Origin of the sequence: Pseudomonas sp. CG7 (assembly GCF_023701885.1) — a bacterium.
Classification (GTDB): Bacteria; Pseudomonadota; Gammaproteobacteria; order Pseudomonadales; family Pseudomonadaceae; genus Aquipseudomonas; species Aquipseudomonas zanjanensis.
In genome coordinates, this window is record NZ_JABAEE010000044.1 from 17,742 (window position 1) to 31,630 (window position 13,889).

Consider the following 13,889-nt stretch of genomic DNA (forward strand, 5'->3'; position numbering starts at 1 on the left):
CTACGGGATAGCGATTGGTCTGTTATCTGTGTTGGTGCAACATGGTCTGGATCTGGTGGGTTGCCAGCCGGGTGCTTTGCGCCAGCTTGCGCACCTCATCGGCCACCACCGAGAAACCGCGCCCGACATCTCCGGCCCTGGCCGCCTCGATCGCGGCGTTCAAGGCGAGCAGATTGGTCTGGTCGGCAATGCCCTTGATCACCCCCACCACCATGGCAATCTGGGCGTAGGTCACCTGGTTCTGTTCCAGCATGCGCTGGTGGGTGGACTGGGCCGAGCGCTCATCGCTGATATCACGCACCGCACCGATGACCCGCACCAGTTGCCCATGGGGGTCACGTACCGCCCGACCGCGCTCGCGGCACCAGATGTAATCCCGGCTCTTGTGACGCATGCGGTATTCGAAGACGTATTCGCCGCTGCCCTGGGAACCGAGAATCTCGCGGTCGAAAATGGCCATGATCTTCGGCAGGTCGTCCGGGTGGGTGATGCCGACCTGGGCATCCCAGCCGTCGGGCAGGTCGCCAGGACCGTACCCCAGCAGCGCACGGAACTGACTCGAAAAACGCATGCCACTGGCCGGGTGCTGGAGATCGCCGTCGACCACGGTAATGTCCCAGCAGCCTTCCGTCAGGGTCGACTGCAGCAGTTCCCAGATCTGCGTGTCCTGCCGATGCTGATGCAACCGCAGGCAGTGTTCGTCCAGGCGTACTTCAAGCACCTGCTCCCGCTCGCGGGCTTGCTCCAGTTGCTGGCGAGCCAGGTTCAACTCATGCTCGCTTTGCTGCCAGCGCAAGGTTTGCGCTTGCACTTGTGCCTCGGCCTGGTGCAACTGCGCGGCAACGCTCGCCATTTGCCCCGCATACTGTTCAAGGACCATCCGCAGTGGCGGATACGCGTCGAGCATCGGCGTGGCCTCCGTTTCGCCGGCCAGCACACGCTGCACCTGTTCGATCAGCGCCAATTTCTGTTTGTTGGTCTGGAGAAACATCGCCCCCCCCCTTTGCCCATCAATTCGAAACCGAATCTGATCGCAAACCGGCCAGGCTGGCTTGTCCCTGGCTGCACAGGGCCTTGCTCCTGGCTGCCAATCGCTCGGGCTGGCAGCCACAGACATACCGCGCGGCAGGCACAGTCAAGCCGGGCGGTGGCACCGGGATTACCCTCGGGCTTTCCCTTGTTCGCGATCAGGAAACCCTCATGAGCGATATTGCCCTGCTGCCTCTGGTCGAAGCCTTCCTCGCTAGACATCCCGCCCTGTTCATCGACGGTGGCTACGTCGAAAGCCAGAGCCGCCAGACGTTGGACGTCGTCAACCCCGCCACCGGCCAAGTCATCGCCCAGGTCAGCGACGCCGCCCCCGGCGACCTCGATGGGGCGGTGGAATCGTCCCATCGCGGCTTCAAGCAGTGGTCGCAAACCGCGCCAGCGGTCCGCGGCCATGTGCTGCTCAAGTTGGCGGACCTGTTGGAGCGCAACCGCGAGGAACTGGCGCAGATCGAAACCTGCCAGTCGGGGAAGATCATCCACATCTCCCGGGCCTTCGAAGTCGACCAGGCCGCGCACTTCCTGCGTTACTACGCCGGCTGGGCGACCAAGATCGGTGGCGAGACGATCACCCCCTCGTTGCCTTCCTTCGCTGGCGAACGCTACACCGCGATCACCTTGCGTGAACCGGTCGGGGTGGTGGTCGGTATCGTGCCGTGGAATTTTTCCACCATGATCGCCATCTGGAAACTGGCCTCGGCCCTGGTCACCGGCTGCAGCATCATTATCAAGCCCAGCGAGTTCACCCCACTGACCATCCTGCGCATCGCTGAACTGGCCATGGAAGCCGGGCTGCCGGCCGGTGCCCTGAACGTGTTGACCGGTGGCGGCCAGGTGGGCAAAGGACTGATCGAACATCCTGGGACCAATAAGGTGTCATTCACCGGTTCCGTGCCCACCGGCCTGGCGGTGGGCCAGGCGGCCATGGGCGCCGGGTTGACCCGTGCGACCTTGGAACTGGGCGGGAAGAATGCCGCGGGGTTCCTGCGTGATATCGACCCCGAGGTGGCGGTCAACGGCATCATCGAGGCGGGCTTCCTGCATTCGGGACAAATCTGCGCGGCGGCGGAACGGTTCTTTGTCCATCGCTCGCAGATCGAGTCGATCATGGACAAACTGGCCCAGCGCTTGAGTAAGCTCACCATTGGCTCGCCCCTGGACGAACGCACCGAATTCGGCCCGGTGACCAACCGCCAGCACCAGCACAAACTCGGGGATTTCTTCGCCAAGGCCCGCGCGCAGAACAACACCATCGTCCACGGCGGCAAGCTGATCGAGGGGCCGGGTTGCTACGTCGAGCCGACCATCATCCTCGCCAACCGCCGCGACGACAGCCTGCTCAACGAAGAAACCTTCGGCCCGATCGCCACGTTTTTCCCTTACGACACAGAGGAAGAACTGCTGGAACTGATGAACGACACGCCCTACGGCCTCAGCGCCAGCCTCTGGACCAATGACCTGGGCAAGGCCCTGCGCATGGTTCCCGCCATCGAAGCCGGCACCGTATGGGTAAACATGCACACCCTGCTCGACCCGGCCGTGCCCTTTGGCGGCAGCAAATCTTCCGGGATGGGCCGTGAATTTGGCAGTGCATTCATCGATGACTACACCGAACTGAAATCGGTGATGATCCGCTACTGAGCAACAAAAGGGCTCTGGAGCAACATCCCAGAGCCCAACCCACCCAAAGCCCCTTAGCGGACTGTGTACTGCTACTTACTTAAGAAAAATGATGGGCCCGTGGCGAGGGAGCTTGCTCCCGCTTGAGTGCGAAGCGCTCACAAAGGGGCCGCTGCGCAGCCCTGCGGGAGCAAGCTCCCTCGCCACAGGTTTGTCGGCGGCCTTAAACAAACAGTCCCCCTGTGGGAGCAAGCTCGGCTCCCACAGGGTAATGGGCTGCACAAATTCCGGGGTTCGCCACAAATCCCCCCTGTGGGAGCAAGCTTGCTCGCGATGGCGGAGGGTCAGTCAATGATGAGCCCTCTGCCCCAACGCCTTCGCAAGCAAGCCCACTCCCACCGTTTCACCGCCGGCAGGCGTTGACCGGCGGTACTCGGCCGCGCCAGGGTTGGGCGCGTTCCAGTTGGGCGGCCAGGGCCAGCAAGGTGTTTTCTTCACCAAAGCGCCCGGCGAAATGCGCGCCCATCGGCAAGCCATTGGCGTTCCAGGACAATGGCACCGACATCGCCGGCTGGCCGCTGGCATTGAACAGTGCAGTGAATGGCGAATAGCTGTGGTAGCGCTCGATCAGTTGGTCCAGGCTCATGCACACATCCTGCAGGTCCAGCTCGCCAATCCGCACCGGCTCGCGGGTCAGCACCGGGCTCAGGATCACGTCGTAATCCTGCATGAATACCGCCAACTGCCGACCGAGGGCATGAATCCATCCCACCGCCGCGGCATATTGGGCGCCGCTGACGTTGCCCTTGTCCCGCAAGATAATCCGGGTACGCACCTCCAGTTCTTCCGCCTGCACGGCAAACCCGCGCATCTGGCCCAACAGGTCGACATAGTGCCGAGAGCTGGCGCCAATGATGGTGAACACATGGTCGAAAAACTCCAGCAACCCCACCGGCAGGCTCACCGGTTCGACACGATGCCCCAACGCCTCGCACAACCGTGCCGCCTCGCCCACCGCCTGGAGGCTTTGCGGCGAAGTAGGCCAGGGGTCGAGCTGCTCGACCAAGGCGATGCGCAGCGGCTTGGGATCCGCCTGCACCGCCATCACATACGGCAACGCCTGGACCGGCGCGGCATAGGGCGCGCCCAGGTCCATCCCGGCGGTGGCATCCAACAGCGCCGCACTGTCGCGTACTGACAGCGTGATCGCATGCGGCGTGCCCATCCCCGCCCAGCCCTCGCCCATTACCGGTCCCGACGGCATCAGCCCACGGCTGGGCTTGAACCCGAACACACCACAACAGGACGCCGGCACGCGCAATGAACCGCCGCCGTCGTTGCCATGGGCGAACGGCACCCCGCGGGCCGCCACCAACGCGGCAGCGCCGCCGCTGGCGCCACCGGCACTGTGTGCAAGGCTCCAGGGGTTGCGGGTGGCACCGAGGCGCGCGGACTCGGTGGAATACGACGTGCCGAACTCAGGCGAGGTGCTGGTGCCCATCACCTGGCATCCGGCACGGCGCAGACGCGTCACGACTTCCGATTCGAAATCCGCCCGACAGTCGCCCAGCGCGCGCGAGCCGTTGGTCATCGCCGCGCCAAGCACCGGCGAGAACAGATCCTTGATCAAGGTCGGCACACCGGCCAGCAGGCCTTGGCCAACCTGTGGCGTGCGCGCCGCCTGCCGGGCCGAATCGTACAAGCGCTCGGCCACCGCATTGAGCTGTGGCTCGACCCGTTCCAGGCGCTCGATGGCGGTTTCCAGCAGTTCGCCGGGCTGGACTTCGCCACGCCTGACCCACTCGGCCAGCGCCGTGGCATCTTCACTGTCCATCAGTTGGTGAATGTCTTGCATACCCATGTTTCAGGTTCCTTATGTCACGACGATTGATGTGAGCCGACGGTGCTTGCTTGTCCCTGAGCCCTTCTCCGCAGGCCGACAACGACCCAGAGCAGCGCCAAGGCAAAACTGCTCAGGGCCAGCCACTGGATGGCGTGACGCAGGTCGCCGGCGAAGACAATGACCAAGGCCACCACCAGCGGACTGACGAATTGGCCGATGTACAGGCACGAGGTAAACCCGCCCATGCCCCGGCCGCGGGTGCTGGCGGTCAAGGCATTCATCACCGGCGCCATCACGTTGGGCACCAGCAACCCCGCCCCCAGGCCTTGGACGAACACCGCCACCAGCACGTCGTTGTAACTTTGCCCGCGCATCCGCAGCCACAGCCCCAGGCCCATCAGGCCGAGCAGCAGTGCGTTGCAACCGGCGATGCCGAAGCGGCGGCGCAGCAACGGCCACATCATCGAACCGCCCAAAGTCGCCAGCAGGCTCAGCCCGGCGGCCAGGCCGATCATGGTGCTAGAGGTGATGCCCAGGCTGACCAACAGCGTCGGCGCCTGGATCGGCATGACGAACGTCAGGACCATGCCGCCCAGGATCATCAGGTAGCCGGCCAGCAGTGGCAGCACGGCGACCTTGGCCGGCCCCGACTCGTCGACGCGTGGCTCGGTCAGGTGTGGCTTCGCCACCGGCGGTTCCCAGAGCACTTTCAGCATCGCCGGCACCAGCAGCAACGGCAGCAGATACAGCAGGAACGGCGCACGCCATGAATGCTCGCCGAGCACACCGCCCACCACGAAGAACAGCGCGCCCACCAGGCCGATAGTCACCACCTGGCGATTGACGTAGCGCAGCCGCTCCTCGCCCTGCCAATAGTCGGCGATCAGCGTCGCGCAGCAGGTCATCACCGCCGCCTCCGTGCAGCCGAATAACAGCCGCGCCCCCACAATCGAAGGCAGGCTATCGAGCAGTGCCGGCAACGCGCCGAGCAAGGCGTAGAGCACCGTGGCAATTACCAGCAAGGCCTTGCGTCCAACCTTGTCGGCCAACCAGCCCGCCAAAGGCGCGCACACGGCAATCGCCAGGGCCGGGCCGGTGATCGCCAACGGCACCAGCAGATCGGCCCGAGGTTCCAAGGGGCCGAATTCGGCGCCCAGCCTGGGCAGGATGGGCGTGACCATCACCGCGCCCATGATCGTCAGGCTGCTGCCCAACATCAGCACCCCGCCTTCGCGCCAACCGGCCTGGCGCGACGGGGTGGCCGCCGGTGAAACGGAATTTGATTGGTTCATGGCGAGCCTCTTTTAGAAACTGTGAGAAATACGCAGCGCCGTGGTGTAGCCCTCGGCGCGGTTTCGCGCATCGAGCTCCTTGTAGACATGCAGCCACACCGGGGGTATGCCGGGCTTGAAGTAGCTCACCGCCGGCCCGCCCGCCAACACCCGGGCGCGATTGCCCGCTTCCAGGCCCGGCGCATCGTCGTCAGTGAATTGCCGGTAGTAAAAACCGCCCACGCCGACGGTGCATGGGCCGACGTGTTGGCCCACGGCGAATTCGTGACGGTACTCGACGCCATTCTTGTAGTCGGTGGCGTGGTTGCGCGTATTGATGTCGGCTTCGAAGCTCGAAGACACCTCGAAACCGCTGTCGGAGATGTACGTGGCGTTGAGGATCGGTGAGAAGGTCCAGTGGTTGAGACCCGGTGAGATCAAGCGATCCTTGTCGTAGTCGCCCGTGGGGGCCTGGATCTGGAACTGGGCGTTGACGAACAGGTTCGGCGACAAGGTCCACTGCAGGATCACCGGCAGCACCTGTATATCGGCCATGCGGAACAGATCGGCGTCCAGGTCCAGCGGCCCGACAGGGGTCTGCACCCGTACCGAGGCGTCCATCTGGAAGAACGGCACGACGGCGCCGAAGCCATACTTGGCGCCCAGCACGGTGTGATCGGTCATGTGCATGTAGGCGACGCCGAGGGACAAGATATCCAGGGACAAATTGTTGTCCACGGACTTGCCGTGACGATCCTTCTGCACGTTGGCCGAGTAGAACGCGGTGCGCAGGCCGACGGTGCCAAAGGGCGTGGCCGGCGGCATCATCCCCGCGCCGAAGTCGTAGACCCCGAACGCCGTGGTCGGCGCACCGTTTTCGGTGCCATGGGCAGCGCCACACGCACCGATCAGCCCCAAACTCAACCCAATACAGCGCCAGGCGTTTGCTTTTTTATTTTGATTCATCGAATGCCCCTCCAACCCTGTGGTGTTGGGGCCATCCTAGGGAGCCGGCCAGATCAGCCGTTATCCGTTTTCAGCACAGTTGGGTACGGCGCAGGGTTTGCGAAGGTGTCTCGCCGAACAGCACCCGATAATCGCTGGAAAACCGGCTCAAGTGCCAGAACCCCCAGCGTGCCGCCACCTCCTGCACACCTTGGGCATGGCCGCCGCTGCGCAGCTCACGGCGCACGGCATTGAGGCGCAACGCCCGCAGATAGGCCACGGGGTTGATACCCAGGGTCTCCTGGAAGCAATACTGCAGTTTGCGCCGGCTGGCACCAATGTGGTTGCACAGGTCGAGGATCGACAGCGGCTCATCGACATGGGCCAAGGCGTACTCCCGGGCGCGGTCGACCATGCGTTTGCGCGCCGTGGGGTTGAGCGGCGGCGCCGCGTCCGGCGCCACCAGTTCCAACAGGTGCAACATCACCGTGTCGCGCAGGCCACGGCGAATCGACTCGTAGCCGAGCAATGAGTCACGCCCCTGCACGCCCCCTTCAAGCTCATCGAACATCGCCGCAAGCTCGGCGGGCAGCGTCGAGTCGCCGAGACGGTAACACTTGGGAAGATCGGTAATTCGAAAGCGACTGCCTTGGCGCTCCAGCACATGCTCCAACGCCTGCTCGTCGACGGCGACACCGAGCAGGTCCAGATGTTGGGGCGTGCGCAACTCAGGCAGGTTATGGCCACGAGCAACCAACAGGCTCGACTCGACAATCGGGTGGCCGGAGCAAAAGACCGGCCCGTCCGCACTCAGCGGCACGCTGAAAGTGATGGAGCCCTCCCAGGCCATGCCTTGCTTGGTCAGGGCCTGGTTAGAGCGGTCGCGCACCAGCTGCATCCACTCCGAGCGGAACTCGATCAATTCGCCGTCGAAGCGCCCGGGGGTCAACTGGTCATAGCAAACCTGCCAACCGCCCATGTTCCGGGCGTGCTCGTCGATGTCCGTGGTGCGAAACCGATTGATCGGCAGCATCGGAAACCCATCCGACGAGACCACGGGCTGCACCATGTTGTCATTGTTCATTGACCCGACCTTTGATGATTCCAGGGCATACGGGTCAAAGCTCAGGCAAGTTCCATTCCGCCCCGTGGGCCGGTGGTGCAATTGTTCCGAAAACGGATAAGCGGCCCGGGTTCAGCTGCCAGCGTCGGCATGGGCCTCTTCGAAGAAATAGTCCTTCCAGCTGTCGGCCTTGTTTTTCAGCACGCCCAGTTCATGCAGTTTCTCGGCATAGATGTAGGTGCGTTGCGGAACGACGGTGAAGTCGATTTCAGGGTCAGTGACGATTTTTTCCACCAGCGCCAGCGGCAACTTGGACTGCTCTACACGGATATAGGTCTGGGCCGCGGCCGGCTTGTCGGCCTTGATGATGCGTTGCGCCTCCACCAGGGCGTCGTAGAACGCCTTGTAGGTCTTGGGATTTTCGTCGTGGAATTTTTCCGTGGTGTAGAGCACGTTGAACGTCGCCGGCCCGCCCAGCACGTCATAAGAGCTGAGCACCTTGTGCACGGTGGGGCTTTGCAGTGCCTGGTACTGGAACGGTGGGCTGGAGAAGTGCGAATTGATTTCCGACTGACCGGCGATCAGCGCCGCCGTTGCATCGGGGTGCGGAAGGCTGACCGAGATATCATCGAACTTCTTGAAGTGATCGTTCCCGAACACCTTGGCGGTTTCGATCTGCAACGTGCGCGACTGGAACCCGACGCCCGCCGCCGGGACGGCGATCCGGTCCTTGTCGGTGAAGTCCTTGAGGCTCTTCACGTTCGGGTTGTTGGTCAACAGATAGTTGGGCATCGACCCCAGCGAGGCGATGGCCTTGACGTTCTGCTTGCCGCGGCTCCGATCCCAGATCGTCAGCATCGGCGGAACGCCCGCCGACACCACATCCAGGGCGCCGGTCAGCAAGGCTTCGTTCATCGCCGTCGCGCCGGAAATGCTGTTCCAGTCCACTTTGATATCCAGGCCTTGAGCCTTGCCGTGCTTCTCGATGAGCTGCTGGTCGCGGACCACATCGAGGATCAGGTAGCCGATACCGAATTGCTGGGCGATGCTGATCTTGCCTTCGGCGTGGGCCAAGGGGTTGAGCAGCGCCGTCGCCGCCAGGGAAACCAACAAGGTGAGCGCAGAACGCTTGAAAGCCATGGTCTGGTGAACCTCACAGTAAATAGACAAGACGATCACGACTTTAAAGCTATAAGAATATTAATTTAAATACCTAAATAGCATATCAATAGCACCTGAATGTTCGACATGCGGCCCCATGAATTCGCACTCACGAGCGCGATCCCTTGATAACCTTGCAGACCTCCCTGACGAACACCCGGCGCGAAGCGATCATGAACGAGATGAGCCTGGACATCGGCATCGCCGCCGAGTCCATTACCCAACCGCGCACCGTGGTATTCCTCGCTTACCCGCAGATGGGCCTGCTGGACCTGACCGGCGCCCAGACCGTGTTCTGGGCCGCCACCAAAGCCATGACCGAACGCGGCCTGCCCGGCTACGCCATGCACACCGCCAGCCTGGCAGGCGGGTTGATGCAAAGCGCCGAGGGCCTGGTCGTGGACACCCGTGCCCTGCATGAACTCGATGGGACGCTCATCGACACCCTGATCGTCCCCGGTGCACCGGACATACAGCAAGCGATGATCGACTGTGTCGACCTGGTGCAATGGCTGCACGATGCTTCGGCCCACGCCAGGCGCACCGCATCGGTGTGCAGCGGCACCTTCCTCATGGCCCAAGCCGGGTTGCTGGACGGACGCCGGGCCGCCACCCATTGGGCCATGTGCGAGATGCTCAAGAGTGGGTTCCCGTTGATCGAGGTGGACCTCGATGCGATCTTCATCCAGCAGGGCAACGTGTGGACCTCGGCCGGGGTCAGCGCCGGCATCGACATGGCCCTGGCATTGGTCGAAGCCGACTGCGGTCGCGACGTGGCCTTGCAGGTAGCCCGTGAGTTGGTGGTGGTTCTCAAGCGCCCCGGCGGGCAGGCGCAGTTCAGCCAGTTGTTGCAATCCCAGACGCAGGACAGTGCCGGGTGCGACGAGTTGCACGCCTGGATGACCGATCTCCTGGACGACAATGACCTCACCGTCGAACGGTTGGCCCGCCAAGCCAGGATGAGCCCACGCAATTTTGCCCGAGTCTACAAACGCCATACCGGACGAACCCCGGCCAAAGCCGTGGAAATGTTCCGCCTTGAAGCCGCGCGTCGAATGCTCGAAGACTCCCAGCGCAACATCGACCAGATTGCCCGCGCCTGTGGCTTCGGGGACGAGGAACGAATGCGCCACACGTTCCAGCGCCACCTGTCGATTTCCCCCCGGGAGTATCGCAACCGGTTTTCCCGCTGAGCGCGAGCCCTGCGGCGTCGTCCTGTCAGGCCACTCGCCTGGATCCCTCCTGCGACTCGCCCTGCTCGGCCAGGAGCGCGCTGCACCGGGAACGCAACCACCGCTCCCCCGGGTCATTGTGCGAGGCACCGCGCCAGACCATGGAAAGCGCGTGCTGGGGCAAGCAGATCGGGGCCGCTTGCGCGCGCATGCCGGTCGTCACCGCCATGGCCTGGGCAACGTAATCCGGCACAATGGCGATCATATCGCTCTCGGCCAACAGCATGGGCAAGGCGCTGAACTGCGGCACGGTCAAGACCACCCGGCGCTGGCGGCCCATCAGGCATAACGCGCGGTCCGAATCATCGATGACATTGCCCATGGACGACACCACGGCATGGGGCCGACGGCAGAATTCGTCCAAGGTCAGTTCGCCGGGCTGCGAGTCGGCGCGCAACAGCACCGGCCGAATTGGCCGCAGTGTCTTGCGCCGGGCATTGGCCGGCAGTTCCAGGGTCGGGCTGATGCCCAGGGAAATCTCGCCGCTGGCCAACAGTTGGGATACCTGCCATTGATCGGCCCGACGCACCACCAAGGTGGTGCGAGGTGCCTCGACCCGCAGGCGGCGCAACAGCTCCGGCAGCAGCGCGTACTCGACGTCGTCGCAAAGGCCGACATGGAAGGTCGCCTCGCTGGTGGCCGGCTCGAATGCCTGGCAACGGCTCAAGGCAGCGGCGATGCCGTCCAGGGCCGGTGACAGATTGGAGAAGATTTCCCGCGCCCGGGAGGTCGGCTCCATCAACCGTCCGGAACGGATGAATAAGGGGTCATCGAACATCAACCGCAGCCGCGCCAGGGCGCTGCTGATCGTTGGCTGGCCGAGAAACAGCTTTTCGCTGACGCGGGTCACGTTTCGCTCGTGCATCATGGTTTCGAAGACCACCAGCAGGTTGATGTCAGCACGACGCAGGTCATTTCTGTTCATCATAGTCGTCGCCCCAGGCACCAGGCCATTGAGTCAGGAGTGGACACGTTCATCGCCTGCGTCCTCCATCAAGGCCTACGGCGACGAGGTGTTGAAAGCGTAATCCCCGCGGCGCACCCGGTCTGTTGTACGTGGGGACCCTCGCCTCACCCTTTGGGCCATGCCATCAATACTTCGGTATACACCCAGGCCCGGACAAACCCTGCCTTTGTGGCGAGGGCGCTTGCTCCCGCTGGGCGGCGCCGCGGCCCCAACACTGTCAACGCGGTGTGCCAGGTTGATCCAGTCCGCTTGGATTGGGGGTGCTTCGCACCCCAGCGGGAGCAAGCTCCCTCGCCACAGGTTTGTGTTTTGTTGGCCGATGGCGTGGATTGTTCAAATCCCATTATTTGCGCCCCCAACCTGTGGCGAACCCTGCCGTTGTGGCGAGGGAGCTTGCTCCCGCTGGGCCGCGCAGCGGCCCCCTCTTTGTCACGGCCTGGCGGAATTTCAGGGTTTTATGTCCTACCTCAAGCAAAGCGGCGCTTCGTAAGATACGAACCGATGCTCTGCCCCCGACATCCCAGAGCGAGACCACGTAATAACAGAAGGTCTGCCAGCGTGCCCCTACCCTCCGCGATGCTCAAGCATGTCTATGACAGCCTGCGATACACGCCAAGCCAGGGCGGGTCTCGGCCGTCGATGGGCATCAGCACCCACCCACTGCTCAACGCCCTGGGCTGGGCGGTGGGCCTGGTGGTGGCCTGCGGGATTGTCATCATCAATTCCGAAACCCATTCCGACCTGGCCCCGACCCTGCTGTACATCACCTTGTTGTTGATGGCGGCCAACCTGTTTTCCATCAACCTGGTGATCACCGTCGCGCTGATGTGCATGGGCTTGCTCACCGCGATGTTCTTGTACAACGGCGGCTATCATCGCTGGGAATCGACCACCGGTTTCTTCCGCTGCCTGACCGCACTGTCGGCCATTGCCTTCCTGGCCCTGCGCAGCAAGCAGGCATCCGACAGCCTGCGGCACAACGAGCTGTACCTGATCGGCGCACAGCGCCTGAGCCAGACCGGCAGCGTGGGTTTTCACGGCGATCGGCAAGCGATGTCCTGGTCGGCAGAGTCGGCGCGGATCTTCGAATACCCACCCAGCAGAATCCCCACGGTGTCGATGCTGCTAGAGCGCACCCATCCCGAAGACCTGGAGCTGGCGCGCGGGGTTTTCCAACAGGCCGCCGCTGGCGAACCGCAGATCGAGGTCAAGCTACGGCTGCTGATGCCTGATGGACGCATCAAGCACATCCACATGATCGCCAGCCCGCTGCTGGTCCAGCATGGCCGTTGCCAGTACCTCGGCGCACTCATGGACATCACCGCCAGCAAACAGGCCGAAGAAGCCTTGTTCCGCACCCAGAGCCAACTGGCCCATGTCACTCGCTTGACCTCCCTGGGGGAAATGGCCGCATCCATCGCCCACGAGGTCAACCAGCCGCTGACGGCCATCACCAGCAGCGGCGAGGCCTGCCGCCGGTGGCTCGAACGTCCCGAGCCGGACCTTGGAGAAGCCTTGGATTGCCTCGATCGGATCGTCGCCAACGGCTGTCGCGCCAGCGAGGTCATCAGCGGTATCAGGGCGCTGTCGCGCAAGTGCGACCCGCTGCGCCAGCCCGAGCGACTGGACGACATCGTCCGCGAGACCCTGAACCTGGTCCAGCAGCAACTGGCGCATCATAAAGTCCGGGCGAAGGTGGACCTGGCAGCGACCGACGGCGAAGTCAGCGCAGACCGGGTGCAACTGCAGCAAGTGATCATCAACCTGATCATCAATGCCTGCCACGCCATGGACGGGGTCAAGGTCCACGAACGAACCCTGCTCATACGCACCTGGACGGAGAATGACGAAGTGCTCCTGGAGGTGACCGACCACGGAACCGGCATTGCGCCCGAGGTCTTGCCGTCATTGTTCAATGCGTTTTTTACCACCAAGGAAAACGGCCTGGGCATGGGCCTCTCCATCTGCCGCTCCATCATCGACTTCCATGACGGCAGGATCTGGGCGACCAGCGAGGCCGACCAAGGCACCTCGTTCAAGTTCGCGCTGCCGCGGCTCACTTGCACCGCTCCGTCGGGAAACAGCCAATGAACGCCATACAGCCCACGAGTCCGGTCATCGACAACGACCCCATCGTCTATATCGTTGACGACGACGCACCGCTGCGCCAATCCCTTGGGAGCCTGCTGCGCTCCATCGGCTTGCAGGTCCATCTGTTCGGTTCGGTCCCGCAGTTCATGGACCATCCCAGGCCCGACGTGCCCAGTTGCCTGGTGCTGGATGTCCGGCTGCAAGGTACCAGCGGCCTGGTTTGCCAACGGCAGCTGGCCGCCGCCAATGTTCAATTGCCGATCGTGTTCATGACCGGTCACGGTGACATCGCCATGACCGTGCGGGCGATGAAAGCCGGTGCCGTGGACTTCCTCGCCAAACCGTTCCGCGAACAAGACCTGATCGACGCCGTGACCGCCGCCCATCACCAGGACCGCCAGCGGCGCGAGTCCGAACGCAGCCATCAGCAAGTGCTTGACCGCCACGCCACCTTGACGTCCCGGGAACAGCAGGTCATGGCGCTGGCGGTGTCGGGCCTGATGAACAAGCAGATCGCCGGGGAACTGGGCTTGAGTGAAATTACCGTAAAAATTCACCGCGGCCAGGCCATGCGCAAGATGTGCGCGCGCTCGTTCGCCGATCTGGTGCGCATGGCCCAGGTGTTGGAACTGCGCGGCGAGCATTAGAA

The 13,889-nt window shown here is 63.3% G+C and carries 10 protein-coding genes and 2 pseudogenes; 4 read left to right on the forward strand and 8 right to left on the reverse strand.

The features are described 5' to 3' along the window. Positions 1-31: 31 nt before the first annotated feature. Both HGO40_RS30900 and HGO40_RS30545 read right to left on the reverse strand, forming a co-directional pair. A pseudogene (locus tag HGO40_RS30900) lies at positions 32-301 on the reverse strand (methyl-accepting chemotaxis protein); the annotation flags it as partial. Further along, a pseudogene (locus HGO40_RS30545) lies at positions 281-1,117 on the reverse strand (PAS domain-containing protein); the annotation flags it as partial. The pseudogenes HGO40_RS30900 and HGO40_RS30545, both read right to left, overlap by 21 nt. Before the next feature lie 83 nt (positions 1,118-1,200). On the opposite strand from HGO40_RS30545, the gene HGO40_RS18240 reads away from it, so the two are divergent. Beyond that, entirely contained in the window at positions 1,201-2,688 is a 1,488-nt protein-coding gene (locus HGO40_RS18240; protein ID WP_250964140.1) for an aldehyde dehydrogenase family protein, read from the forward strand. A 382-nt stretch (positions 2,689-3,070) separates the two neighbouring features. On the opposite strand, the gene HGO40_RS18245 is transcribed toward HGO40_RS18240, so the two are convergent. From HGO40_RS18245 to HGO40_RS18265, 5 genes are all read right to left on the reverse strand, one after another. Beyond that, positions 3,071-4,528, reverse strand: a complete 1,458-nt coding sequence (locus HGO40_RS18245) for an amidase (RefSeq protein WP_250964141.1) — start codon at positions 4,526-4,528, stop codon at positions 3,071-3,073. A 17-nt stretch (positions 4,529-4,545) separates the two neighbouring features. After that, entirely contained in the window at positions 4,546-5,802 is a 1,257-nt protein-coding gene (locus HGO40_RS18250; RefSeq protein ID WP_250964142.1) for an MFS transporter, read from the reverse strand. Between the two features lie 12 nt (positions 5,803-5,814). Then, positions 5,815-6,747, reverse strand: coding sequence for a SphA family protein (locus HGO40_RS18255; protein ID WP_250964143.1), 933 nt, complete (start codon positions 6,745-6,747; stop codon positions 5,815-5,817). Positions 6,748-6,817: 70 nt separating this feature from the next. Further along, on the reverse strand, positions 6,818-7,810 hold the full coding sequence (locus HGO40_RS18260; protein ID WP_250964144.1) for a helix-turn-helix domain-containing protein: 993 nt from the start codon (positions 7,808-7,810) through the stop codon (positions 6,818-6,820). Positions 7,811-7,921: 111 nt separating this feature from the next. Then, on the reverse strand, positions 7,922-8,929 hold the full coding sequence (locus tag HGO40_RS18265) for an ABC transporter substrate-binding protein (protein ID WP_250964145.1): 1,008 nt from the start codon (positions 8,927-8,929) through the stop codon (positions 7,922-7,924). 203 nt (positions 8,930-9,132) lie between these two features. Between HGO40_RS18265 and HGO40_RS18270 the strand changes: the two genes are divergently transcribed. Further along, complete coding sequence (locus HGO40_RS18270; protein ID WP_250964167.1) at positions 9,133-10,143, forward strand: GlxA family transcriptional regulator; 1,011 nt, start codon at positions 9,133-9,135, stop codon at positions 10,141-10,143. 25 nt (positions 10,144-10,168) lie between these two features. Here HGO40_RS18270 and HGO40_RS18275 read toward each other — a convergent pair whose 3' ends face one another. Beyond that, positions 10,169-11,110 (reverse strand): LysR family transcriptional regulator, encoded by a 942-nt coding sequence (locus tag HGO40_RS18275; protein WP_284739155.1) that lies wholly within the window; start codon positions 11,108-11,110, stop codon positions 10,169-10,171. Positions 11,111-11,788: 678 nt separating this feature from the next. Between HGO40_RS18275 and HGO40_RS18280 the strand changes: the two genes are divergently transcribed. Both HGO40_RS18280 and HGO40_RS18285 read left to right on the forward strand, forming a co-directional pair. Beyond that, positions 11,789-13,240, forward strand: coding sequence for a sensor histidine kinase (locus HGO40_RS18280; protein WP_250964169.1), 1,452 nt, complete (start codon positions 11,789-11,791; stop codon positions 13,238-13,240). Next, positions 13,237-13,887 carry a response regulator transcription factor gene (locus HGO40_RS18285; RefSeq protein WP_250964146.1) on the forward strand — a complete coding sequence of 217 codons (651 nt, stop codon included), beginning with the start codon at positions 13,237-13,239 and terminating at the stop codon, positions 13,885-13,887. The genes HGO40_RS18280 and HGO40_RS18285 overlap by 4 nt, the downstream gene beginning before the upstream one ends. The last annotated feature ends 2 nt before the right edge of the window (positions 13,888-13,889 follow it).